This is a genomic window from Pseudonocardia sp. CA-107938 (assembly GCF_050936315.1).
In the GTDB taxonomy this organism is placed as follows: Bacteria; Actinomycetota; Actinomycetes; order Mycobacteriales; family Pseudonocardiaceae; genus Pseudonocardia.
On record NZ_JBNJNA010000002.1, the window covers coordinates 684,098 to 708,081 of the forward strand.

The 23,984-nt window shown below is 72.6% G+C and carries 20 protein-coding genes; 12 read left to right on the forward strand and 8 right to left on the reverse strand.

The window, feature by feature from the left end:
• Positions 1–107 precede the first annotated feature (107 nt).
• Positions 108–1,487, forward strand: a complete 1,380-nt coding sequence (locus ACQEVB_RS36200; protein ID WP_432982743.1) for a serine hydrolase domain-containing protein — start codon at positions 108–110, stop codon at positions 1,485–1,487.
• 87 nt (positions 1,488–1,574) lie between these two features.
• Here ACQEVB_RS36200 and ACQEVB_RS36205 read toward each other — a convergent pair whose 3' ends face one another.
• Together ACQEVB_RS36205 and ACQEVB_RS36210 are read right to left on the reverse strand one after the other, a co-directional pair.
• Positions 1,575–2,336 (reverse strand): isocitrate lyase/PEP mutase family protein, encoded by a 762-nt coding sequence (locus tag ACQEVB_RS36205; protein WP_432982746.1) that lies wholly within the window; start codon positions 2,334–2,336, stop codon positions 1,575–1,577.
• A 66-nt stretch (positions 2,337–2,402) separates the two neighbouring features.
• Complete coding sequence (locus ACQEVB_RS36210) at positions 2,403–3,071, reverse strand: winged helix-turn-helix transcriptional regulator (RefSeq protein ID WP_432982749.1); 669 nt, start codon at positions 3,069–3,071, stop codon at positions 2,403–2,405.
• A gap of 105 nt (positions 3,072–3,176) precedes the next feature.
• On the opposite strand from ACQEVB_RS36210, the gene ACQEVB_RS36215 reads away from it, so the two are divergent.
• Together ACQEVB_RS36215 and ACQEVB_RS36220 are read left to right on the forward strand one after the other, a co-directional pair.
• Entirely contained in the window at positions 3,177–4,403 is a 1,227-nt protein-coding gene (locus tag ACQEVB_RS36215; RefSeq protein WP_432982752.1) for an MFS transporter, read from the forward strand.
• A gap of 28 nt (positions 4,404–4,431) precedes the next feature.
• Positions 4,432–5,241: an SDR family NAD(P)-dependent oxidoreductase gene (locus tag ACQEVB_RS36220; RefSeq protein WP_432982755.1), complete on the forward strand. Its 810-nt coding sequence runs from the start codon at positions 4,432–4,434 to the stop codon at positions 5,239–5,241.
• A gap of 85 nt (positions 5,242–5,326) precedes the next feature.
• Here the strand turns inward: ACQEVB_RS36220 and ACQEVB_RS36225 are convergent, their stop codons facing one another.
• The 3 genes from ACQEVB_RS36225 to ACQEVB_RS36235 form a co-directional block, all read right to left on the reverse strand.
• Positions 5,327–6,751, reverse strand: coding sequence for a pyridoxal phosphate-dependent decarboxylase family protein (locus tag ACQEVB_RS36225; RefSeq protein WP_432982758.1), 1,425 nt, complete (start codon positions 6,749–6,751; stop codon positions 5,327–5,329).
• 46 nt (positions 6,752–6,797) lie between these two features.
• Positions 6,798–7,547 carry an AraC family transcriptional regulator gene (locus ACQEVB_RS36230; RefSeq protein WP_432982761.1) on the reverse strand — a complete coding sequence of 250 codons (750 nt, stop codon included), beginning with the start codon at positions 7,545–7,547 and terminating at the stop codon, positions 6,798–6,800.
• Positions 7,548–7,641: 94 nt separating this feature from the next.
• On the reverse strand, positions 7,642–8,625 hold the full coding sequence (locus ACQEVB_RS36235) for a LacI family DNA-binding transcriptional regulator (RefSeq protein WP_432982764.1): 984 nt from the start codon (positions 8,623–8,625) through the stop codon (positions 7,642–7,644).
• A gap of 145 nt (positions 8,626–8,770) precedes the next feature.
• Here ACQEVB_RS36235 and ACQEVB_RS36240 point away from each other — a divergent pair, with 145 nt between their 5' ends.
• Positions 8,771–9,694 carry a dihydrodipicolinate synthase family protein gene (locus ACQEVB_RS36240; RefSeq protein WP_432982767.1) on the forward strand — a complete coding sequence of 308 codons (924 nt, stop codon included), beginning with the start codon at positions 8,771–8,773 and terminating at the stop codon, positions 9,692–9,694.
• Between the two features lie 126 nt (positions 9,695–9,820).
• A complete protein-coding gene (locus ACQEVB_RS36245; RefSeq protein WP_432982769.1) occupies positions 9,821–11,206 on the forward strand; it encodes an MFS transporter in 1,386 nt (461 codons plus the stop codon).
• A 96-nt stretch (positions 11,207–11,302) separates the two neighbouring features.
• Here the strand turns inward: ACQEVB_RS36245 and ACQEVB_RS36250 are convergent, their stop codons facing one another.
• From ACQEVB_RS36250 to ACQEVB_RS36260, 3 genes are all read right to left on the reverse strand, one after another.
• Positions 11,303–12,982, reverse strand: a complete 1,680-nt coding sequence (locus ACQEVB_RS36250) for an urease subunit alpha (protein ID WP_432982772.1) — start codon at positions 12,980–12,982, stop codon at positions 11,303–11,305.
• A complete protein-coding gene (ureA, locus tag ACQEVB_RS36255) occupies positions 12,979–13,671 on the reverse strand; it encodes an urease subunit gamma (protein ID WP_432982775.1) in 693 nt (230 codons plus the stop codon). Before ureA ends, ACQEVB_RS36250 begins: the two co-directional genes overlap by 4 nt.
• 208 nt (positions 13,672–13,879) lie before the next feature.
• The gene (locus ACQEVB_RS36260; protein ID WP_432982778.1) at positions 13,880–14,623 is read right to left on the reverse strand and encodes an alpha/beta fold hydrolase; all 744 of its coding nucleotides are present in this window, start codon (positions 14,621–14,623) and stop codon (positions 13,880–13,882) included.
• A gap of 166 nt (positions 14,624–14,789) precedes the next feature.
• Here ACQEVB_RS36260 and ACQEVB_RS36265 point away from each other — a divergent pair, with 166 nt between their 5' ends.
• From ACQEVB_RS36265 to ACQEVB_RS36295, 7 genes are all read left to right on the forward strand, one after another.
• Positions 14,790–17,561, forward strand: coding sequence for a helix-turn-helix transcriptional regulator (locus tag ACQEVB_RS36265; protein WP_432982780.1), 2,772 nt, complete (start codon positions 14,790–14,792; stop codon positions 17,559–17,561).
• Positions 17,562–17,642: 81 nt separating this feature from the next.
• Positions 17,643–18,434, forward strand: coding sequence for an alpha/beta hydrolase (locus ACQEVB_RS36270; RefSeq protein ID WP_432982783.1), 792 nt, complete (start codon positions 17,643–17,645; stop codon positions 18,432–18,434).
• Positions 18,431–19,219, forward strand: a complete 789-nt coding sequence (locus ACQEVB_RS36275; protein WP_432982786.1) for an SDR family NAD(P)-dependent oxidoreductase — start codon at positions 18,431–18,433, stop codon at positions 19,217–19,219. Before ACQEVB_RS36270 ends, ACQEVB_RS36275 begins: the two co-directional genes overlap by 4 nt.
• Before the next feature lie 231 nt (positions 19,220–19,450).
• Entirely contained in the window at positions 19,451–20,341 is an 891-nt protein-coding gene (locus tag ACQEVB_RS36280) for a branched-chain amino acid ABC transporter permease (RefSeq protein ID WP_432982789.1), read from the forward strand.
• Entirely contained in the window at positions 20,338–21,534 is a 1,197-nt protein-coding gene (locus ACQEVB_RS36285) for an ABC transporter substrate-binding protein (protein ID WP_432982792.1), read from the forward strand. Before ACQEVB_RS36280 ends, ACQEVB_RS36285 begins: the two co-directional genes overlap by 4 nt.
• The gene (locus tag ACQEVB_RS36290) at positions 21,531–23,255 is read left to right on the forward strand and encodes a branched-chain amino acid ABC transporter ATP-binding protein/permease (RefSeq protein WP_432982795.1); all 1,725 of its coding nucleotides are present in this window, start codon (positions 21,531–21,533) and stop codon (positions 23,253–23,255) included. The genes ACQEVB_RS36285 and ACQEVB_RS36290 overlap by 4 nt, the downstream gene beginning before the upstream one ends.
• Positions 23,252–23,941, forward strand: coding sequence for an ABC transporter ATP-binding protein (locus tag ACQEVB_RS36295; RefSeq protein WP_432982798.1), 690 nt, complete (start codon positions 23,252–23,254; stop codon positions 23,939–23,941). Before ACQEVB_RS36290 ends, ACQEVB_RS36295 begins: the two co-directional genes overlap by 4 nt.
• Positions 23,942–23,984: the final 43 nt, after the last annotated feature.

The window sequence follows — 23,984 nt, forward strand, 5'->3', positions numbered from 1 at the left end:
GTCCCGGCGGTGAGGAGTCCGTGCCGGTGCGGGGGAGTCCGCCGAGGGCGTGGAACCGCGAGGCTTCGCGGGTCGCTGTGGCAACGCCCTCGTCCTCAGGAGCCGACATGTCCCGCATCCTCATCGGCACGGTCGCTGTGCTCGCCACCTCCGGCGTCGTCGGACTCCCGGGCGCGACCGCCGCGACCTCGGCTGCTGCCAAGGTCGCACCGGTCGCCTCGGCCGTCGTCGTGCCGGCCGTCGATCTGCCCTACGGACCCGACACCTGCGTCAACGGCTTCGTCTGGCGCGAGGCCCGGCCCGACGACCACGTGTGCGTGACGCCCGAGACCCGGACGCTGACCGCGGAGGAGAACGCCGCCGCGGAGTCGCGCCGCGACCCCGGCCACGGCGGCTACGGGCCGCTGGCCTGCGCCGTGCCGTACGTGTGGCGCGAGGCGTTCGACGGCGACGCCGTGTGCGTCCCCGTGGACCGGCGCACCCAGGCCCGCGACGACAACGCGCACGCCGCCGAGCGGTTCGTCCGCAACCAGCAGACCCAGGAGAAGGTGCAGGACAAGCTGGGCAACGCGCTGAGCCAGTGGATGGACGCCAACCACGTCGCCAACGCCAGCATGGCGGTCATGAACCAGGACGTCCTCGTCGGCGAGTTCGACAAGGGCGACCAGAGCGGAGCCGAGGCACCCGCACCGCTCGCGTCGCTGTCGAAGGCCGTCACGGCCGTGGGCGTCATGACCTTGATCGACGACGGCCGGCTCACGTTCGACACGACGGTGGCCAAGCTGCCCCAGGACTTCCTGACCCGGACCGGGCTGGCCGACCACCTCGACACGTTCGGCGCGGTCACCATCGGTGACCTGCTCCGTCACCGCAGCGGTCTCACCTACGACCCGGTCGCGGCGAACCTCCTCGTCGGGGTGCCGGACACCGACGACGCCGATCTCGTGCTGATCAAGGAGGCGTTCGGTAAGCCGCTGGGCACCCGCGGCAAGGAGGTCTACAACAACGTCAACTACGCGATCCTCGGTCGGTTGATCAGCTCGATGACGGGCGAGGGCTACGAGAGCTACGTGAAGCGGATGGTGCTGGCCCCGCGCGGCGCCCCCGGCGCGCACATCGAGGTCCGCGCACTGGGCGCCTACGGCGGCTGGGTGATGTCGCCGGTCGAGTACGCGCAGTTCGCGAGGGCGTTCAGCCCGGGAGCGCGGCTGCTCAGCCAGCGCGCCCACACCTTCATCGACGCGATGGCCGTCGCGGACAAGGGCACGTACGCCCTCGGCGTCGTGGTGAAGAAGCCGACGCAGGGCCGCAACCTGTGGCACTTCGGCAACTGGCCCGGCTCGACGGCGGTCCCGCAGAAGTTCGGCTCCTACTTCGCGATGTGGAACAACGGGATCGCGGTGACCGTCGCCGTCGACACCAACCTCAGCGACAGCCAGCAGGCCAGCCTCGACACCGCGCTGCGCAACGCCGCCGGCATCGCCTGAGCGTCGCCTCCGTCCCTCCGCTCAGCACGCGCGCCCGGGGCGCGCTCGACGGCGAGGCCACCTGCAGGCGCCCTGCCCGCGACACGGTCAGGGCAGGAGGTCCTGGATCGCGTTCCTCAGGTTGGCCATGCCGGCGTGGTAGAAGGTCGGCCCGAACGACACCCGTGCGACGCCGAGCTCGCGCAGGGCGGGCAGGTCCAGTTCGGGCCCGACGTTCGCGTTCACCGGGCCCGGGAGCTCGGCGAGCAGGGTGGTCAGGTCGCTCCTGCTCCGCACCCCGATGGGGTAGATGCAGTCCGCGCCGGCTGCGCGGTAGAGCTTGCCGCGCCGGACGGCTTCGGCGATCCGGTCGCCCTCCGGCACGGCGCTCGCCGGCAGGAACACGTCGACGCGGGCGTTGACGACGATCGGGACACCGGCTGCGTCGGCTGCGGAGCGCACGTCGGCGAGCCACTGCGCGTGCACGTCGGGATCGGTCAGCCCGCCGGCCCGATGGTCGGTGTCCTCCAGGTTGCAGCCGACGGCACCGATGTCGAGAAACCGGTCGACGAGCTCGCGCGGGCGCATCCGGTAGCCGGCCTCGGCGTCCACCGTGACGGGAACCGACACGGCGCGCGCCACCCGTCCGGCGGCGGCGAACATCTCCTCCCACGGTGCGCCCTCGCCGTCGGGATGTCCGAGCATCGCGGCGATGGCGTTGCTCGCGGTGGCCACCACGGGGAACCCGGACTCCACCACGATCTTCGCGCTGGCCGCGTCCCACGCGTTCGGCAGCACGAGCGTCTGCCCGCCGTGCAGCTCGCGCAGCCGCACGGCCTTCGCGGTCAGATCGGTCGGATCACCAGCCATCGAATCCTCCAGCAACGGGTCGTCTCACAGGTAGGACACCGCGGAGGCCGGGAAATGATCGGCGCACTACTGCGGTGCGCTCGCCCGATCGCCGCTCCACGGCTCGGTGACCGCGCGCAGGAGTCGCTCGACGACCGGCAGGTCCCCGACGACGGAGACCCGGCCGTCCGCGCAGGCAGCTGTCAGCGTGCCCGGGTCGGAGAGCAGGGCGCTGAGCGTCGCGGGTTCCGTGCGCAGCGAGACCGCCGCCGTCGCGGGCGCACCGGGCAGCACCTGTACCCGGCCCGACGCGACGCGGACGGTCCACACCCGCCCGTCGAGCTCGAGGGAGCAGTCCATGGGCGGTGCCTCGGGGTCGGGCCGGGCGGCACCCTCCAGGAAGATCAGCACGGAGGTGGCGCTGAGCGAGCTCGGAGACGGCGGCTGCGGCGCGTCGATCCCCCAGTCGCCCAGCGCCCGCAGCATCGGTTCCAGCTTCCTGCCCCACTCGGTGAGCTCGTAGATCCGCGGACCCTCCGTCGGCGCCGACCGGCGGACCACCCCGTTGTCCTCGAGCTCCCGCAGCCGGTCGGAGAGCAGGTTGGAGCTGACGTTGGGCAGGGCGCGCCGCAGCTCGGAGAAGCGTTGCGGCACCAGGAGCAGCTCACGCACGACGAGCAGGGCCCACCGTTCCCCCACGACGTCGAGAGCCCGGGCGACCCCGCACGAGTCCCGATAGCTACGGCTGGTCGGCATGGTCCCTCCCTGGTCCGCCGGTCCAAAACTATCACAGCAAGTGGTTGTTATTCAGGATCAATCATGGTTCAGTTCTGCAACCACATGATGGAGAGGGGACGGACCATGGGGCAGGCACACCTCGCCGGGTCGAGTCAGGCCAGGACGAACCTCGTGCTGGCCACGCTGTTCTGCGGGATGTTCGTGCTGGGCAGTGGCGAGCTGCTCGTGGTCGGCGTGCTGGACCTGATCGCCGCCGACCTGCACGTGACCATCCCCGCGGCCGGCGTGCTGGTCACCGCCTACGCGCTGGGCCTCGCCGTCGGCGGCCCGATCCTCGCCGCGTCGACGATCGCGCTGAACACCAGGACGGTCCTCATCGGGACGCTCACCCTGTTCACCGCGTGCACCCTGGTCGCGGTGCTGACCGCCGACTACGGCACGTTCCTCGCGGTCCGGGTCCTCACCGGCGCCCTGCAAGGCATGTTCATCGCGAGCGCGTTCACGGCGGGCACCTCGGTCGTCCCACCCGACCGCACGGGACACGCGATCGGGGTCATCGTCTCCGGTGTCTCGGTGGCGACCGCTCTCGGTGTGCCGCTGGGCACCCTCGTCGGCCAGACCCTCGGGTGGCGCGGTTCGTTCGCGGCGATCGCGGCGATCACCGTGCTGACCCTCATCGCCACGGCGGCGCTGGTCCCGTCGGTGCCGCCCGCCGGCACCGGTGCCGCCCGCCAGGCCAGGTACGCGTTCGCGCCCAGGGTGCTCGCCGTGCTGTTCCTGAACTTCGTCGTGTTCGCGGCGACGTTCGCGGCACTGACCTACATCGTGCCGTTCCTGCAGAGCGTCACCGGGATCTCCGGGGCCGTGCTGAGCGCGTTCCTCCTGGCCTACGGGGTCGCCACGGCCGTGGGGTCGTTCAGCGGCGGCCGGTTCGCCGACCGGGACGCCGGGCGCACCCTGATCGTCGGGTCCGTCGGCATCGCGGCCTCCCTCCTGGCGCTCCACGTCGTCGGCGCGAGCGCGTGGCTCGTCGCGCTCGTGCTGCTCGTGTGGGGTCTGTGCCAGTACGGCATCGTGCCGTCGCTGCAGGTCCGGGTGATCGACCTGGCCGGTCCGGGCGGCCAGCTCGCGCAGTCGCTGCCGGTCTCCGCGGCCAACATCGGCATCGCGTTCGGCGCGTTCGTCGGCGGTATCGCCATCGACCGCTTCTCCGCTCCGGCCACCGTCATCACCGGCCTGATCCTCGCCGTGATCACCATCGCCGTCGCCTGGGCGACCAGCTTCCTGACCCCGCCCGCGGCCGCGGACGCCACCGCGGCCGCCGCGGACGCGACCTCCGAACCTGCCTGACCCCTACCGATCGAAGGAGAGGACGACCATGAGCGGTCTGCTGCTCGAGAACAAGAACGCGGTGATCTACGGCGGCGGCGGTGCCATCGGCGGCGCCGTCGCCCGGGTGTTCGCCCGCGAAGGCGCGCGGGTCTTCATCGCCGGCCGGACGAAGGCGACGCTCGACGCGGTCGCGCGCGACATCACCGCCGCAGGAGGAACGGTCGACACCGCACCCGTCGACGTCGAGGACCAGCAGGCGGTCGAGGACCACGCCGATGCGGTGGCGGCGAACGCCGGGAGCATCGACATCGCCCTCAACGCCGTCAGCGTCATGCACGACCAGGGGACGCTGCTGGCCGACCTCTCGCTCGAGGAGTTCATGCGGCCGATCGACGGCTTCCTGCGGCCGCTGTTCATCACCAGCAAGGCCGTGGCGCGGCACATGGGCCGCTCGCGCACCGGTGTCATCCTCACGCTGTCCGAGCCCGGCGCCAAGCTCGCGCTGGGCGGCATCCTGGGCCACGGCGTCAGCGCCGCCGGCAAGGAGGCGTTCTCGCGGCTCCTGGCCGCGGAGCTGGCTCCCGCCAACATCCGTGTCGTCGACATCCGCCCGCACGCCGTCGCCGACGCGCCGGCAGCCGGGTCCTACACGAAGGAGCTCTTCGGGCCCATGGCCGCCGCCGGCGGACAGACCACCCAGGAGTTCCTCGAGAACGGGCTGGCGCAGGGCACTCTCCTCAAGCGGCTGCCCACGCTCTCCGAGATCGCGGAGACCGCGGCGTTCCTCGCCTCCGACCGCGCCGGAGCCATGACCGGAACGGTGGCCAACCTGACCGCCGGCGCGCTCGTGGACTGACGCCGCCGGCACGGGATCAGGCGCTGGGCGCGTTCCTTCCGGTACGCGCCCGGCGCCGTCCCGGGGACTCCGCGCGTCGCACCGGCTACCGGGTGGCCGCCTCAGGGCTGTCCGAGGCGTTCGCCGCGGCCAACTCGTCGAGCACGTCGATGGCCTGCTCGATGTCCGCGCGCGAGGTCTCCGGGTGGGTGGCGCACAGCCGAAGCACCGGGCGCCCGTCCAGCTCGGTGGTGGTGACCAGCACTCGGCCGTCTCGCAGGGTGGCCGCGGCGATCCGGCGGGTGAGGCCGTCGACCGCGTCCGGGGGTAGCCCCGACCGGGCGGGGCGGAAGGTGAGGACCGCGAGCTGCGCGGGTGTCACGATCTCCCAGCCCGGGCTGGTCCGCAGCATCTGCTCGGCGTGTTCGACGAGGCCGATCCCGTGGTCGACGGCCCGTCGGAAGGCGTCGAGCCCGAAGGTCCGCATCGACATCCACATCTTGAGCGCCCGGAAGCTGCGGGTGAGCTGCGGGCCGAGGTCGTAGAAGTTCAGCGGGACGTCGTCCGCGCGGGTCTCGCGCAGGTACTCGGCCTCCATCGCGAACGCGGCCTCGAGCAGCGAAACGTCCCGCACCAGCACGCATCCGGCCTCGTAGGGCTGGAACCACCACTTGTGCGGGTCCAGCGCGACCGAGTCGGCGCGGCCGAGACCGGCCAGCAGGTGCCGGTGCTGCTCCGACAGCACCGCGGCAGCGCCGTAGGCACCGTCGACGTGCAGCCATGCGCCGTTCTCGGCACAGACCTCGGCAAGCTCGTCGAGCGGGTCGACCGCGCCGGTTCCTGTCGTGCCCGCCGTCGCGACGACGCACAGCGGCGGGACACCTGCCCGACGGTCCGTCGCGAGCATCGTCCTGAGCTCGTGGACCTCCATCCGGTACCGGTGGTCGAGGGGCACGACCCGGACCCGGGCGTCGTCGATCCCGAGGAAGCCGAGACCTCTGCGGATCGACCGGTGGGTATGGGCGGAGACGTACACGGCGCCGGCGCCGTGGTGCACCCGGGCGGCGTGCACGGCGATCAGGGTGGCCATCGTCCCGCCGCTCACGAACAGCCCGCCTGCACCGTCGGGAAGACCGCAGAGCTGCCGCAGCCAGTCGACCGTGATCCGCTCCATCACTGCTGGGCCAGGGGCGACGAGACCCTGACCGGCGAACACGTTGAGGCCTGCCGCGACGAAGTCCGCCACCGCACCGACGTAGTTGCTGGGCCCGGGCACGTAGGCGAGGAACCGCGGATGGTCGGTGCGCACGATGGTCGCCAGTACGTCGCGCACCACCTCCTCCAGCACGTCGACGGGATCGGTGGGCGCGTCCGGGAGACGGCTGTCGAAGAGCCCGGCCAGCAGCTCGGGGTCGGGCGGGCCGCCGACCGGTTGCGTCCGCTGCGTCGACAGGTGCTCGACGACGAGGTCGGCAGCGCGGTGCCCGAGCCGGCGCATCTCCGCCGGCGGCAGACGAAGTGGGATGGTCATGCCGGCACACTGGCACCCGGCCGGGCGTGGGTCTTGGACGATCTGCTCAGTGGCCGGCGCGGAAGCGGCCCGGGGTGACACCGACGCATCGGGTGAACTGCCGGTGCAGATGGCTCTGGTCGGCGAAGCCGGTTCGGGCAGCCACCTCGACGATCGGTGTGCCGCGCCCGAGCATGTCCTTGGCCCGGTCGATCCGCCTCGACAGGAGGTAGCGGTGGGGCGTCATGCCGATCTCGTCCTGGAACCGCCGCATCAGCGTCGCGACGCTCACCTGGGCGAGTTCGGCCAGCTCGACGAGAGTGACCAGCTCGGACGAATGCCGGTCGAGGTGGTCGCAGACCGTGCGGACGGTGTTCGAGGTCCCTTCCGCCGATGCAGCCGATCGGCCGGCGTGCCGGGTGAACAGCTGCGCGAGCACGGCAGCGAACGCGTTCTCTGCCGGGGCCCTCGCTCCCGCGTGCTGCAGGCGGTACGCCTCCCGTAGACCGGCTGCGCACTGGGGATCGTCGATCACGCAGGAGGCGAAGGTCGGCACGCCCTGCCTGCCGTGCAGCTTCGTCGCCGTGTCCTCGTCGAGGTCGACGACGACGTAGTCGAGACCGTCCGTGCGGTGCGTCCGGCTGCGGTGCGCCTCACCGGGGTGCAGCACGGTGACGGCGCCCGCGCCGGCGACGTGGGAGCCGCGGGACGCGCGCAGGTCGGCAGCGCCGGCCTGGACAGTGGCCACCGACCAGCCGGCGTGCGCGTGCACGGGGAAGACGTGCCCGCAGCCGACCAGTCGTCGCGTCGCGTGCACGGTTCGAGGCTAGCCCGGGCGATCCTCGATGGCGCGACGCCACGGAACGTGCCGGTAGCCGGCCTCGCGCGCATCCGGTCGTGCCAGCGACGGCCTACGTACGTGGTGCCGGACCTGTCGAGCGGCGCGGGATCAGCGTCGGCGTGGCGGTCACGGTGCGTGGCGGGTTGCCGCGTCCGCTGTCGCGGAGCAGGTCGAGGGCGGTCGTGGCGATCTGCTGGAACGGCACGCGGACGGTGGTGAGCGGGACCGGAAGGCGGCTGACGACGGGGATGTCGTTGTAGCCGACGAGGGAGAGGTCGTCGGGGATGGTCAGGCCGAGTGCGTGCGCTGCTGCCATGACGCCGATCGCGGTGTTGTCGTTGACGGCGAAGACGGCGGTGGGTCGGTCGGCGCGGTCGAGGAGGGTGCGGCCGGCGAGCTCGCCGGACTCCATGGAGAAGGCGTTCCCGGCGATGAGGGTCTCGTCCACGGCGAGTCCTGCGTCGTGCAGTTCCTGGCGGTAGCCGGCGTGCCGGTTCTGGGCGCTGGAGGCGTAGTCGGGGCCGCCGACCAGGGCGATGCGGCGGTGGCCGTGGTCGAGCAGGTGTCGCACGGCCAGGCGCGCGCCGAGGTGGTCGTCGCCGACCGAGGCCGGGCCGATCCCGTCGGAGCGCAGCGCCAATGCGTGCGGGACGCCTTGGGCGGTGGGGGTGCCGAGGCGGGCGGTGGTGAGGATCAGGCCGTCCACCCGGCGTCGGACGAGGGTCTGGACGGCGAGGTCCTCGGTCTCGGGTCGGTCCTCGGTGGTGGCGACGACGGCGAACAGGCCGCGGTCGGCCGAGGCGGAGACGATCTGCTCGTAGAGCATCGCCATGACGGTGTCGGTCAGCCGCGGAACGATGACCCCCACGGTGTTGGTGCCTGAGCGGCGCAGCCCGGACGCGAGCGGGTCGCGCACGTAGCCGAGTTCCGCGGCGACCTGGCGGACGCGTTCGGCGGCCGGGCTGTTCGAGCGCGGCAGCCGTTCGTCCAGCACCCGCGAGACCGTCGACTTGCTGACCCCGGCCGCCCGGGCGACATCGAGGATGGTCACCACGGCGGCCAGGCTACTGGGCCGCTCGGCCGCAGATCGCAGGACTTCTGCGGGTGGGCTGTTGACGGCCGGGCTCATCTGATGCATCGTGTGGGAACGTTCCCGCGAACGTTCCCAAGCGCATCATCGACGATGGAGGAGCACGACGATGACCCTCGACCACGGCCTGGACCTGCGCGGCCTCAACCCGGCTCCGGTCACCCCGTTCACACCGGACGGCGAGGTGGACCACGCCGCCATGGCGAAGCTGGGCACGTGGTTGGCCGGCCACGAGGGGGTGACGAGCCTGGTCATCCTGGGGCACGCGGGGGAGGGCACGTTCCTGACCCAGGAGGAGCAGGTCGCGACGATCGCGAACCTGACCCAGGCGGTGGACGTCCCCGTCGTCGCCGGGATCACCGGTGAGGGCACGGCGGTCGCGGTGGCCGAGGCGAAGCGGGCCGTGGCGGCCGGGGCGAAGGCCGGCCTGATCTACCCGTCGCACGGCTGGCTGCGGTTCGGCTACCAGCAGGGCGCCCCGCAGGACCGCTACCGGGCGATCTACGAGGAGTCCGGGCTGCCCTGCATCCTGTTCCAGTACCCGGACGCCACCAAGGCCAACTACGACCTCGACACCCAGCTCGAGATCGCCGCCCAGCCCGGTGTGTTCGCCACGAAGAACGGTGTGCGCAACATGCGCCGGTGGGACACCGAGATCCCCGTGCTGCGCCGCGAGCACCCGGACCTGCAGATCCTGTCCTGCCACGACGAGTACCTGCTGCACACCATGTTCGACGTCGACGGCCTGCTCGTCGGCTACGGCAGCCTCGCCCCCGAGCCGCTGCTCGACCTGATCGCCGCCGGCAAGGCCCGCGACTACGCCGCCGCCCGCGCCGTCCACGACCGCCTGCTGCCGGTGACCAAGGCCGTGTACCACCGCGGCTCGCACATGGAGGGCACGGTCGCGCTCAAGCTCGGGCTGAAGGCCCGCGGCATCCTCGAGCACGCCACCGTCCGCTCCCCGTTGATCGACCTCTCCGCGGAAGCCGAGCAGGAGATCGTCCAGGCGCTCACGAGCGCTGCCCTGATCTGATCCCCGCTGATCTGATCCCCGCTCATCCGATCCCTCGAACGAGCCCCGGCGCGCAGTTCGCGCCGGACGGTGACACTGATGTCCCACTACTCCGCGCCGTCGCGGAGGGCGAGGAACGACGACTCCATGACGACCTACGCTGCCGGCGGCCCCAACGCGGCCGCCAACGCCAACGCCGCGCTGCTGGCCCGGCTCGAGCGGATCCCGGTCACCCGCCGGCTGTCCCTGATCCGCATCATCATCGGCACGGCCACGTTCTTCGACGCCTACACCGTCCTGGTCATCGCGTTCGCGATGCCGAAGCTGGTCACCGAATGGCAGCTCACGCCCGTGTGGGTCGGCGCGATCCTGTCGGCCGGCTACGTCGGGCAGTTCATCGGCGCCATCCTGTTCGGCTGGCTCGCCGAGCGCATCGGGCGCCTTCCCACGCTGCTGATCACCATCGTGCTGTTCGTCTCGATGGACGTCGCCTGCCTGTTCGCGTGGAGCGGCGCCTCGATGCTGGTCTTCCGCTTCCTGCAGGGGATCGGCACCGGCGGTGAGGTCCCGGTCGCCAGCGCCTACATCAACGAGTTCGTCGGCGCCCGCAAGCGCGGCCGCTTCTTCCTGCTCTACGAGGTCATCTTCCCGGTCGGGCTGCTGTTCGCCGGCCTCGCCGGCTACTTCCTGGTCCCCGCGTTCGGGTGGCGCGCGCTGTTCGTCGTCGGCCTGATCCCGGCCGTCCTGATGATCCCGCTGCGCATGCTCATGCCCGAGTCGCCCCGGTGGCTGGCTGCCAAGGGCCGGTTCGACAAGGCCGACCAGGTCGTGTCCATGCTCGAGCGCGAGGCGGTCAAGGAGGGCAAGCCGCTGCCCGAGCCGGTCGCCGCCCCCGTCGACGCCCAGCCGACGGCTGCCTCGAACTGGAGGGAGCTGTTCCGCGGCATCTACCGCAAGCGCACCCTGATGATCTGGGGGCTCTGGATCACCGTCTACCTGGTCAACAACGGCCTGGTGACCTGGCTGCCCACCCTCTACCAGCAGGTGTTCAAGCTCCCGCTGCAGACCAGCCTGCTCTACGGCTGGATCACCTCGGCCGTCGGCGTCGTGGCGTCCATCGTCTGCGCCCTCTCCATCGACAAGGTCGGGCGCAAGCGCTGGTACGGCATCGCCTTCCTCGCCGGAACCGTCCCGCTCGTGATCCTCGCCGCGCTCGGTGCCACGACCGCCACCCAGGTCGTCGTCCTCGCCCCCATCGCCTACGCGATCCTGCAGACCATCGCGTTCTCCCTCTACCTGTACTCCGCCGAGCTCTACCCGACACGACTGCGCGCCGTCGGCACCGGGTTCGGCAGCGCCTGGCTGCGCGCCGCCTCCTCCGCCGGCCCGCTGCTGGTCGGGTTCGTCGTCGCCGACCTGGGCATCCGCTACGTCTTCGCCGCCTTCGCCGTCGTCACGCTCCTCGGCGCGGTCGTCACGATGCGCTACGCCGTCGAGACCAAGGGCAGGGTGCTCGAAGAACTCTCGCCATGATCAGGCCGACGGCCTGCCGGACCGCCCGACCCCGCTCAGCCCGATCGCGTGCGGCTGCGCTGCGACGGGCCGTGCACCCACCGACGATGCTCGCTCCTAGAGGAAGTAGAGCCGGGAGAGAGCGACCGAGTCGGCCGGTGTCGAGGAGACGTGCTCTCCGTCGACGGTGACGCGGCCGGTCCGCTCCTCCAGCCGGACCTCGGCGGTCCGATCGTTGTGGATCATGTCGGCCGGTCCGATGCCGCGGGTCCCGCGCACGCCCACGCGCCGTCGACGGGTGGTCAGGCGATCGTCCTCCGACTCGGCGGCGGCGCCGCTGACGAACGCGACCGACAGGTCGGCGGGTGTGGGACCGTGTCCTCCCAGCTGAGGGCCGATCACCAGCGGCTGCGCGCTGTCGATGCTCGCGTTCGGGTCGCCCGTCACGCCGTACGCGGGGAAACCGGCCTTGAGCACGAGCTCCGGTTTCGCGCCGAAGTGGTCCGGGCGCCACAGCACGATGTCCGCCAGCTTCCCCGCTTCCAGGGACCCGATCTCGTGCGCCATGCCGTGGGCGATCGCCGGGTTGATCGTGAGCTTGGCGATGTAGCGCACGGCCCGGTCGTTGTCGTGCCGCAGGTCCACCGCGCCGCGCTCGTCCTTCATCTTGGCGGCCATGGCGAACGTGCGCCGGAACGTCTCGCCCGCCCTGCCCATCCCCTGGGCATCGGACGACGTGATGGCGATGATGCCCAGGTCGTGGAGCACGTCCTCGGCGCCCATCGTGCTGGCGCGGATCCGCTCGCGGGCCATCATTGCGTCGCCGGGCAGGTCCGCCTTCAGGTCGTGGGCGTCCATGATCATGTGGAAGTGCTCGTCGACCGCGTCGCGGCCGAACGGAAGCGTCGGGTTCGTCGAGGACGCGATGACGTTGCGCTCCCCGGCCAGCCGCATGACATCGGGCACGTGCCCGCCGCCGCACCCCTCGACGTGGAAGGCGTGGATGGTCCGCCCCGCGAGCACGGCCAGCGTGTCCTCCACCGAGAGGCACTCGTTGAGGCCGTCGGTGTGCAGCGCCACCTGGACGTCGAACTCCTCGGCGGCGGTGAGCGCGGAGTCGAGCGCACGTGCGTGGGCGCCGATGTCCTCGTGGACCTTGAACCCGCACACGCCGCCCTCGACGAGGGCCTCCACCAGCGGCTCCTGGGCAGAAGCCGAGCCGCGGCCGAGGAAGCCGATGTTGATCGGCCACGCGTCGAACGCGGTGAACGCGTGGCGCAGCGCCCACGGCGTGCCGATGCCCGGCCCCCACACCGGCCCGAACTCCTGGCTGATGACCGTCGTGACGCCGGAGGCGAGCTCGGCCTCGACGACCCGGGGCGACAGGAGGTGGACGTGGGTGTCGATCGCGCCGGCCGTGGCGATCAGGCCCTCGCCCGCGATGATCGTCGTTCCGGTGCCGACGACGATGTCGACGCCGTCGAGCGTGTTCGGGTTGCCGGCTCGTCCGATGCCGGCGATCCGGCCGTCCCGGATCCCGATCGACGCCTTGCGCACGCCCTGGACGGCGTCGATCACCAGCACGTTGCTGATGACGAGGTCGCAGGTCTGCCGCGCGGTCGCGGCCAGGATGTGCAGCCCGTCGCGCGCCGTCTTCCCGAAGCCGACGACGAACTCGTCGCCCGGTCTGCTGGCGTCGGACTCGACCTCGACGACGAGGCCGGTGTCTCCCAGCCGCACCCGGTCGCCCTTCCGGGGCCCGTAGGCGGCGACGTAGTCGCTCGGAGTGAAGCTCACGATCGGTCCTGTTCCTCGTGCTGGTAGCCGCAGGCGACGGCGCGGCGCAGCGCCTCTTCCTTCGCTCCGGGCGCGTCCAGCGGGCCGTCGACGAGCCCGGCGAACCCGACGGCGACCCGGTCCCCGCCGATGGGGGTGAGCTCCGCCGCCTTCCGCTCGCCGGGGCCGAACCGGACGGAGGATCCGGCCGGGATCGCCAGCCGCATCCCGTACGCCGCGGCGCGGTCGAACCGGAGGCGAGGGTTCGCCTCGAAGAAGTGGAAGTGCGAGGTCACGCTGATGGGCACCGTCGCGGTGTTGGTGACGGACACGGTCACCGCCTCCGGCCATTCGGCCAGCGGTTCGGGTCCGAGAAGGACCGCGCCGGGTGCGGACTCCGCGGGCGGCGCACCGATCGGGTCGGTCACGACGACCAACCGCGTGCCGTCGTCGAACACGGCTTCGACCTTCACGTCACCCACGACCTCCGGCACGCCGGGAAGCACCTGGTCAGGACCCAGCGCGGCCCGACCGGCCGCGATCGCCTCGTGGAGCCGCCGCCCGTCGCGGGCGGCCTCGCACACCGTGTCCGCGATCAGGGCGGTCGCCTCGGGAACGTTGAGCCGCAGCCCCCGGTCCAGCCTGCGCCGCGCGAGCTCGGCGGTGGTGAAGATCAGCAGCCGGTCCCGTTCACCCGGTGTGAGTCGCACGGTCGATCACCACCCCTCCGTGAGCACCCGGTCGAGGCGCAGCGGCGGCTTCACCTTGCTGTCGATGCGACGGCGGCACGGCCCGGCTGATCGCCGTGATGCCGGGAGCCGAACACGCCGACCGGGGTGCGCTGCAGGATCGGATCCACGTCGCTCAGGGGTCGCACGGCAGTTGGCGGGCACACCGTAGCGTGGCATGCCGCCAGGATCACCTCGCCGATGTCGTCGCCCGGGAGGGAGCCGACACGCTGCGGACGGCTTCGAGGATCGTCTCGGTGACGGCTGCCGGTTGGGAGACCATCACTGCGTGCGAGGAGGCCACCGTGCCGAGGATCGCCCCCGCCCGTTCGGCCATCCAGCGCTGACCGGCGGGCGGGATGGCGTTGTCCTGCTCGGCCACCAGCGCCCAGCTCGGCAGGTCGTGCCAGGCGGGCCGTTCGCCGGCGACGCCGGTCAGCGCGCTCGTGGACAGGGGGCGTTGCTCGAACGCCATCAGCCGGACCTGCTCCTCGGGCAGGTCGGCCGCGAAGACGTCGGCGAAGTGCTCGGTCGCGATGTAGAGGTCGGTGTCGACCCCGTTGGGGCGCTCGATCGTCGTCGCGGGGCCGAGCAGGCCTCCCGGAAAGCGCGCCGGGTCGAGGACGTCGCCGATGCTCTCGCCCTCGTCGAGGATGTACGCCGCGACGAAGACGAGCGCGACGACGTTGTCCGTCCCGCGGGCGGCCTCGCCGATGACGGCACCTCCGTACGAGTGGCCGACCAGCACGACGGGTCCGTCGATGCTGCTCAGCACACTGCGGACGTAGTCCGCGTCCGCGGCGAGGCCGCGCAGCTGGTTCGGGACGGCGATGAGCGGCAGCCCCGCTCGGTCCAGTGAGCGCAGCGTCGAGGACCAGGAGCTGGAGTCGGCGAATGCGCCGTGGACGAAGGCGACGGTGGGTTCGGTCGTCATGGAGCCCTCCTGGGCGGTGATGGGTGGGACGAGGTCCTCGGACGGTGGCCCGACCTGCGCGCCGCGCGCTTGAGTGCGACGACTGGCTCGGCGACTGTTCCGGCGGACCACTCCTGCAGCGGGGAGCGGGTGGACGGGGCGCGGCTGCGTGTCCCATGCTCGGCACATGGCCGTGACCGCCGGCGAGCAGTTCTTCGGCCGCGAGGACGTTCTGGGTCGCCTGCTGGGCGCCCTGGGCGAGGTCGAGGCCGGCGGGTTCGGCATCGGCGTGGCCGGCGAGCCGGGCGTCGGGAAGAGCGCGCTGCTGCGCCGCCTGGCCGAGGGAGCGGAGTCCGCCAGGTTCACCGTGCTGAGCGCGCAGGGCAGCCAGTCCGAGACGCACCTGCCCTACGCGAGCCTGCACCAGCTGCTCGGGCCGCTGCTGTCCCAGGCGCACGGATTGCCCACCCAGCAGGAGCAGTCGCTGCTGGCCTGCTTCGGCATGGTCGAGGCGGTGGACGTCAACCCGTTCTTCACGGCTCTTGCGGTCCTCGAGCTGCTCGTCGAGGCATCGAGCGAGCGCCCTCTGCTGGTGGCACTGGACGACCTCCACTGGATGGACCGGCCCACCACGGACGCGTTGGCCTTCGTGGCGCGCCGCATCGCCGATGAACGCGTCGTGCTGCTGTGCACGTCGCGCGCGCAGTCGCCGCTGCTCGGTGACGACCAGGTGGTGCGCTGGATCGAGCTGGACGGTCTCCCGACCGGCGCCGCGGAGGCCCTCCTGCGCTCGCGCGCCCCCGACCTCGCGCCCGGCGTGCGCCGGCGCGTCATCGCGCACGCCGGCGGCAACCCCCTCGCACTGGTCGAGTTCGCCGCCGCGCTGCAGTCGGGGACGGATCCGTGGACCGAGCTGGACACCGACCTCCCGATGACCACCCGTCTGGAGCGGGCGTTCGCGGCACGGGCCGACGAGCTGGAGCCGACGGGCCGCACGGTCCTGGACGTCGCTGCGCTGGACGACGGCGACGACCTCGACGAGGTGCTGACCGCCGCCGGTCTGGTGTCCGGCCGCGCCGTCGACCGCACGGCGGCGTTGGCGGCCCTCGACCTCGGCCTCCTGACGATCTCGGGTCCGACGTACGCGTTCCGCCATCCCCTGATGCGGTCGGCGCTGCGCCACGCGATGTCGCAGGAGCGGCGGGAGCGGGGTCACGCCGCTCTGGCGAGCGCGCTGGCCGCCCACCCGGAGCGCGCGGTGTGGCACCGGGCGAACTCGATCCCTGGACGCGAGGAGTCCGTCGCCGCCGAGCTCGAGCGATCGGCAGCGGAGGCCCGGCGCCGCGGGGCGTTCGCCACGGCGCTGACCCGCCTCGAACGAGCGCCAGCGCTGAGCCCGGACCCGCGCGACCAGGCCGCACGGCTGCTCGGCGTGGCCGAGCTGGGTTATGAGCTCGGCCGGTTCGCCCGCGTCGAGGAGATCAAGGCGCAGGTCACGCGGCTGACCATGCGACCACGGGACCGCGCCCGCCTCACCTGGCTGGAGGGAGCCTTCCACGACGGTGCCGCCAGCGAGCCGGCGGACGTGCGCCGCCTGGTCGACCTGGCGCGCCGCGCGACCGGCCAGGACGACACCGACCTCGCCATGCAGCTCCTGTTCGGCGCCGCCCGCCGGGTGTGGTGGCGCGATCCCGGCGAGGCGGTTCGGGAGGAGATCATCGGGGCCGCGCGCGCGGTTCCCCTCCCGGCCGGCGATCCCCGGTTGCTGGCCGTGCTCGGCCTCGCAGAGGCCCCTGAGCTGAGCGGACCGATCATCGATCAGCTGAACGGCTGGCCGGCCGACGGAGGCGGCCGCGCCGACCTCGCGGTCCTGCTCGGCATCGCCGCGTTCTGCGCGGGCGACTTCGTGCGTGCCGAGTCGTACCTGTCGACCGCCATCCGTGAGCTGCGCGCCGAAGGCCGCCTGAGCCTGCTGGCCGAGGCCCTCGCGATCCGGGCGTGGGCCGAGATCAACCTGGGGGTCTTCGACACGGCACGCTCGGCCGACGAGGGCGTGCGGCTGGCCGACGAGACCGGCCAGCAGGTGTGGGCCGGCACCGCGCGGCTCGCGGTGGCCCTCGTCGACGCCATCGGCGGGAGCTGGAGCGCTCGCCATCCCCTGCTCGCCCAGGCCGAGAGCACCGCGCTGCAGCTACCGAACGCGAGCTCGTCGCTGCTGGCCGGAGCGCAGCTGGTCCGCGGGGTCGGCGAGCTCGGCGCCGACCGCCCCGAGCAGGCCTACAGCGAGCTGCGGCGGGTGTTCGTGCCGACCGACCCCGCCCACCAGCGCGTGCAGCAGCTGTGGACGGTCAGCTACCTCGCCGAGGCCGCCGTCCGTTCCGGTCGTCGCGTCGAGGCCGCCGCGCAGGTCGACGCCGTGGAGCGGCTGGCGAACGGCACTGCTGCCGTCGGCACCGCGATCGCGCTGGAGTACTCCCGCGCCGTGCTGGCCGAGGACGCAGCTGCCGAGGACCTGTTCCGCACCGCGGTCACCGGCGCCGCGCACCCCTTTCCGTGGCACCAGGCCCGCGCCCAGCTCGCGCACGGTTCCTGGCTGCGCCGGCAGCGACGGGTGACCGAGTCCCGCGAGCCGCTGCGCGCGGCTCGCTCCGCGTTCGACGCGCTCGGCGCCAAGGCGTGGGCGGTGCGCGCGGACCAGGAGCTGCGCGCGACCGGTGAGCGGGGGTGGCAGCCCACGACGACCGACCGGGCGCAGCTCTCGGCCCAGGAGGCGCAGATCGCCGAGCTGGCCGCTCAGGGGATGTCCAACCGGGAGATCGGTCAGCGCCTGTTCCTGTCGCACCGCACCGTCGGCTCACACCTCTACCGGATCTTCCCGAAGCTCGGCATCACCAGCCGCCAGCAGCTCGCCGGCGCCCTGGGCGGGGACGTACTGCACGCGGCTCAGTCATCGGACTGAAGCCGTTCGACCACCGGTCGTCCTAGCGTGCTGCGACGCCGTGGTGCACCCAGCGCCCCGGCACCGGCCGAGGGAACAACTGTGACTACACCTGTGCTCTTCATCCACGGGCTCTGGCTGCACGCAACGTCGTGGGAGCAGTGGATGACGCTGTTCCGCGCGGAGGGGTACGAGCCCCACGCGGCGGGCTGGCCCGGCGACGGCGAGACCGTCGAGGCCTCGCGCAGCAACCCGGACGCGATCGGCGACCACGGCATCGACGACGTCGTGGCGCACGTCGCCGGCATCATCGACGGGCTTCCCGAAGCGCCCATCCTGATCGGGCACTCCTTCGGCGGCATGATCGCCCAGAAGCTGCTCGGCCAGGACCGGGCCAAGGCCGCCATCGCGATCGACGCCGCCCAGATCAAGGGCGTGCTGCCCGTGCCGCTCTCCGCGCTGCGCGCCACCCTGCCGGTCTTCCGCAACCCGGCCAACAGGCACCGCGCGGTCTCGCTGACGAGCGACCAGTTCCGGTTCGCCTTCGGCAACGCCGTCTCGCCGGAGGAGTCGGACGAGCTGTTCGAGCGCTGGACCATCCCCGCACCGGGCCGACCCCTGTTCGAGGCGGCCACAGCCAACTTCGACCCGCACTCCCCGGCCAAGGTCGACACCGGCAACCAGACCCGCGGGCCGCTCCTCCTGATCGCCAGCGGGAAGGACCACACCGTGCCGGAGTCGGTGACGCGCGCGACCCTCAAGCAGTACCGGCACTCCGAGGCCGTCACCGACCTGCTGACCTTCCCGGACCGCGGCCACTCGTTGATCATCGACTCCGGCTGGACGGACGTCGCCGAGACCTGCCTGGCCTGGCTGCGGAAGCAGTCGCTGTGAAGCTCGACCTCGCCGGCAGGAGGGCCGTCGTCACCGGCGCCAGCAAGGGCATCGGCCTCGCCATCACCCGGGCACTGCTCGACGAGGGAGCCCGCGTCGCCGCCGGTGCGCTCACCGGATCGCCGGAACTGAGCGCCCGGGCCGAGGACGGTCAGGCGGCCGTCGTGCTCGGCGACCTCACGACCGCCACCGGGTGCCAGGCCCTCGCGGACGAGGCGGTCGCGCGGTTCGGCGGCATCGACCTGCTCGTCAACAACGTCGGCGGGGTGCGACCACGCACCGAGGGCTTCCTCCACATCACCGACGCCGACTGGCAGTGGGCGCTGGAGGTGAACCTGCTCTCCGCGGTGCGGGCGACCCGGGCCGCCGTGCCGCACCTCGTCGCGAACGCCCCGTCCGCCATCGTCACGATCTGCTCGGTGAACGCCACCCTGCCCGACCCGGGGGTCGTCGACTACAGCGCCGCGAAGGCCGCGCTGCGCAGCTTCTCCAAGTCCCTCTCCAAGGAACTGGGGCCGGTCGGCGTACGGGTCAACACGGTCAGCCCGGGTCCCGTGGAGACCGCGCTCTGGCTCGGCCCCGGCGGCGTCGCCGAGACCGTCGGACGAGCGCAGGGCCTCGACCCCGCCACGGTCCGGAACGCGGCCGTGGCCGGCACCCCTACCCGACGGTTCACCCGCCCGGACGAGGTCGCCCAGCTCGTGCTGCTCCTCGCCTCGGGCACCGCGGGCAACGTGACCGGGTCCGACGTGCTCATCGACGGCGGCATGGTCACCACCGTCTGAGCCACCGCCCTGCACGGACCGGCGAGGGATGGTGCGCGCAGCCACCACAGGAGTGCGCTGAACGACCACGCGCACCTGCCGCCCGGTTGATGAGGTGTCCTCCACGTCCTCGGCCGCTCCCGGCGGTCGAGGTGTTCACCGGGAGGGGATGCCTGTGGGCCGGTCGCGTCGATCGCACGCCCGCGCTGTCCGGCCGCGCAGGGGACGAGCCGCTGCCGTCCGCGCCGTCCGATGACGGCGGTGGTCGAGGTGGCGCTCGCGACGCTCACGCAGTTCGGGCTGTTCGGGCTGCTGGCTCTGTCCCTCGCGCTGGTGTTCGGGGTGAGCCGCGTCGTCAACCTCGCGGTGGGTGACCTCGCGGCCGTCGGTGCCTACGCGATGATCATCACCGCCGGTCTGCCGTTCGCGGCCAGGATCGCCATCGCGCTGCTCGTCCTCGCGCCGGCCCTGTACCTGGTGGAGAAGGTGCTGCTGGGCCGGATCCGGGACGGCCTGGCCGGACTGCTGGTGACGTGGGGCATCGGTCTGGCGATCCGGCAGCTGTTCGAGGTCTTCTACACCGCCACACCGCGGTCGGTGCCGGCCCCGATCGAGGAGACGGTGCTGGTCCTCGGGTCCGTGTACCCGGCCTACCGCGTCGCGATCGCCGTGATCAGCCTGGCGGTGGTCGCAGCTGTCCTCCTGCTCGCCTACCGGACGCGGGTCGGGCTGCGGCTGCGAGCCGTCTCGGACAACGCCGACATGGCCGCGCTGCTGGGCACGAACCCCGCCAGGACGCGCTCCGCCGCCTTCGCGGTGGCGGGCTTGCTCGCCGTCCTCGCGGGTGCGCTCTACAGCCCCTTGCTCGGCGTCACCCCGTCGATGGGCTTCAGCCTGCTGGTGCCCGGGTTCGTCGCGCTCCTGCTGGCCCGGCCCGGTTCGCTCCGCGGTGCCGTGCTCGCGGTCGGGCTCCTCGTGCTGATGCAGGTCGTGCTCCGGCGCGCGTTCACCGACACCGTGGCCGAAGCGGCCTTCTACCTCGTGGTCCTCGTGGCCGTGATCGTTCGTGCCAATCCGCACATCAGGAGGTTCGCGTCATGGTTCGTTCGATCGGTTCGGGCCCCGCGCGGGAGCACCGCATGAGGCGTCGACTGCGCACCGCCGTAGCCGCGCTCCTCGTGCCGACGACGCTGCTGCTGGCCGGCTGCGGGTCCAGCGTCGGAGCAACCGCTCGGTCCACCGGGAACGACCTGCGGCTCGGGTTCATCGTCCCGGCCACCGGACCGGTCTCGGCCACCGGCCTCGCGATGCAGGCCGGCTTCGAGATCGCGGTCGCGGAGGTCAACGACGCCGGTGGCGTGAACGGGCAGCCGATCACCTACGACGTCCAGGACGACGGCAGCGACCCCGCCGCCTCCACGCAGATCGCCCGTCGATACAGCCAGGACGCGGGCGTCGACATGCTGTTCGGGACGATCACCGGCGATACCGCCGCGGCCGTCACCCCGGTCGCCGAGCAGGCCGGCATGGCCTTCGCGACGGCGATCCTCGGCGACCCGTCCGACTGCTCGGCGGTCGCCTTCCCCTTCGGGGAGACGAACCGTCAGCTGCTCGTCCCGCAGGTGAAAGCGCTCGTGGCCGCCCACGGTCCGCGCATCGCGTTCGTCGGCTCGGACTACAACTTCCCCCGCGACTACGCGGCGGCCGCTGCCGAGATCCTCGCCCGGAACGGCGGCCAGCTGGTCGCCGAGGAGTACAGCCCGCTCGGGACCGCGGACTTCGAGTCGACCATCGCCCGGCTGGCAGCCGCCCGGCCCGACGCCATCCTGTCCATGGTCGTCGGGAGCGACGCGGTGACCTTCACCCAGCAGGCGGCCGCGTTCGGCCTGCTGACCCCGAAGATGGGGTACGAGGGGGCACCCCTGGACTCCGACTACTACCCGGCCGTCGCCGCCCTCGTCACCGGGCGCGAGCACGTCGTCCGGTGGGCGGACGGAGTCGCCGACCCGCAGAGCCGGGCCTTCGTGGCGGCCTACCGCGCGAAGACCGGGAGCAGTGCACCGATCCCGGAGGTGGCCGCCAACGCCTACTTCGGCGTGAAGTTCATCGCCGCGGCGGTCGATGCGGCGAAGGCGGGCTCCCGCGAGGAGATCATCAAGGCGCTGGCCGCCTTCTCCCTCGACTCACCCCTCGGCCGCGGCACGCGCTTCGTGACCGACGGCAAGGGCGGCCGGGTCTTCCAGGCGCACATGCTCACCGCCACCATCGGCGCCGGCGGCTACGCCGTCGCGCGCGACGAGGGCGTCATCGACGACCTGCGGACGTCATGTCGGTGAGGACCGAGCCCGTGGCGGCGGCGGACGCGACGCGCCCCGATCCGCCGGACGCCCGCCGGCGCCGCTGGGCACCGCCGACCGCCGCCCTCGCCGTCGCCGTGCTCCTCGCCGCGCCGTTCGGGCTAGCGCCGTACGCCCTGGGCATCCTCACCCTCGGACTGGTCTACGGGTTGTTCACCTACGGCCTCGACCTGTCGTGGGGCCGGGTCGGGTTGATCAGCGTCGGGCACGCCGCGTTCTTCGGGACCGGCGCCTACGCCGTCGCCGTCGCGGCAGACGCCGGTCTGCCCATGGTGGTCGGGGGGCTCGCCGGTCTCGTGCTGGCCACCGCACTGGCCGCAGCGGTGGGCTCGGTCGCCCTGTCGGTGCCGGAGTCGACCGGGGTGCCCCTGCTGATCCTGCTCACCCTCGGCGTCAGTCAGCTGCTCCAGCGCACGGCGACGTCGTTGCCCGGGCTCACCGGAGGGGCGAACGGCACGGCGGTCCCGATCCTGGACCTGGTGAGCGGCTACTACGCGGTGGTGGCCGCGTGCGTCCTCGTCGTCGCGCTGACCCACACGTGGTTGGGGAGGAGCCGGCGCGCCCTGTTCCAGACGGCCGTGCTGAGCAACCCGGTCCGCGCGGAGCACCTCGGGATCGACCAGCGATCGACCCGGCTGGTCGCCTTCACCGCCTCGGGTGCCGTCGCGGCGTTGGCCGGGTGCCTCTTCGCGCCGGTCGCGGGCATCGTCACGCCGGCAGCGCTCGGTCTCGCCCTCTCGTCGGGAGTCCTCACCTGGCTCGCCGTCGGTGGGAAGGGCTCGGTCGCCGGCCCGTTCGTCGGCGCGGTGCTGCTCACGGTCGGCACCCAGGCTCTGGGGGGAACGTGGCAGAGCTGGTACGTCCTGGGCACTGCGGCGGTCTTCGTCGTCGTCGTCCAGGTGGCGCCGTCCGGGCTCGCCGGCCTCGTCCGGCGCCTGGTGGGCGGCGGTCGCGACGTGCCGGCCCTGCCGCCGCGCCTCCGCGCCTGGACCGCCGCCGGAACCTGGAACGGCGGTGCCGACCGGACGCTGCTGCGGGTCGAGGGCGTCGAGGTCTCCTTCGGGGGGACCCCGGTCCTGCGCGGTGCCTCGCTGACCGTCGAGCGCGGCGAGTGCGTCTGCCTCATCGGTCCCAACGGCGCCGGCAAGTCGACCCTCCTGGGCGCGATCTCCGGATCGGTCGAGGTGGCGCGCGGCTCGATCGTGCTCCGCGGTGAGGACGTCACGCATCAGCCGAGCTTCCGCCGCACGCGGCAGGGGATGGGGCGCATGTTCCAGGTGCCCCGCGTGTTCGACGAGCTGACCGTCGCCGACAACCGGCGTGCTGCCGCGGTGATGGCCGGGCAGGACCACCCGGCTGCGCCGAGCGAGGTCGGTGTCCTGGCCGGCGAGCTCTCGATGGCCGAACGGCGCAACCTCGAGCTGGACATGGTCCTCGCCGGACCTCCCGACCTGCTGCTCCTCGATGAACCGGCCGCCGGGCTGTCCCATGACGAGACGACCCGGCTCGCCCGGCGGATCCGGGCGGTCGCCGCCACCGGACGCTGCGGTGTGGTGGTCGTCGAACACGACATGGAGCTCGTCCGCGAGCTCGCCGACCGGGTCGTCGTCCTCTCCGCCGGAGAGGTCATCGCCGACGGGTCGATGGACGAGATCGTCGCGCACGACGCCGTCCGGGCCGCCTACCTGGGGGTCGTGTGACTCTGTTCCGACTCGCCGGTCTCACCGGCGGCTACGGTGCCGTACCCGTCGTGCACGACCTCGACCTGGAGATCCGTCCCGGCGAGGTGGTCGGCATGGTCGGGCGCAACGGGATGGGCAAGTCGACCGCCCTGCGGACGGCGTTCGGACTCGCCACCCGGCACGGCGGGACGGTCACCCTGGCCGACGCGCCGGTTCCCCCGCGCCGGCCCGACCTGCTCGCCCGCCGCGGCGCCAGCCTGATGCCGGAGGACCGCGGCGTCTTCCCCACGCTCACGGTGGAGGAGAACGTCCGGCTGGCGCAGGTGCGCGGCTACCGGCCTGCGGTCGACCCGCGCGACGTCTTCCCGCTGCTCACCCAGCGCGCCCGCCAGCCGGCCGGAACGCTGTCGGGCGGGCAGCAGCAGCTCGTCGGGCTCGCCCGGTCCGTGCTCGCCGGCTCCCGGCTCGTCGTCGTCGACGAGGTGACGCAGGGCCTGCAGCCCTCGATCGTCACCGAGGTGATGGAGCTGGTCGCCGCGCTCGCGGCCGACGGTGTCGGCCTGCTGCTGGTCGACCAGTCCCCGCAGACGCTCGTCCGGGCGTGCCACCGCGTGCTGGTGATGGAGCGCGGCCGGCTGGTCCTCGACGAGCCGGTCACGCCCGCAACCTCGGCCCGCGTCGCCGACCTGCTGCAGCTGCGCTGAACGGCCCGACGCCGCCCGTCGACGCCCGATTACGGCGCCCGAT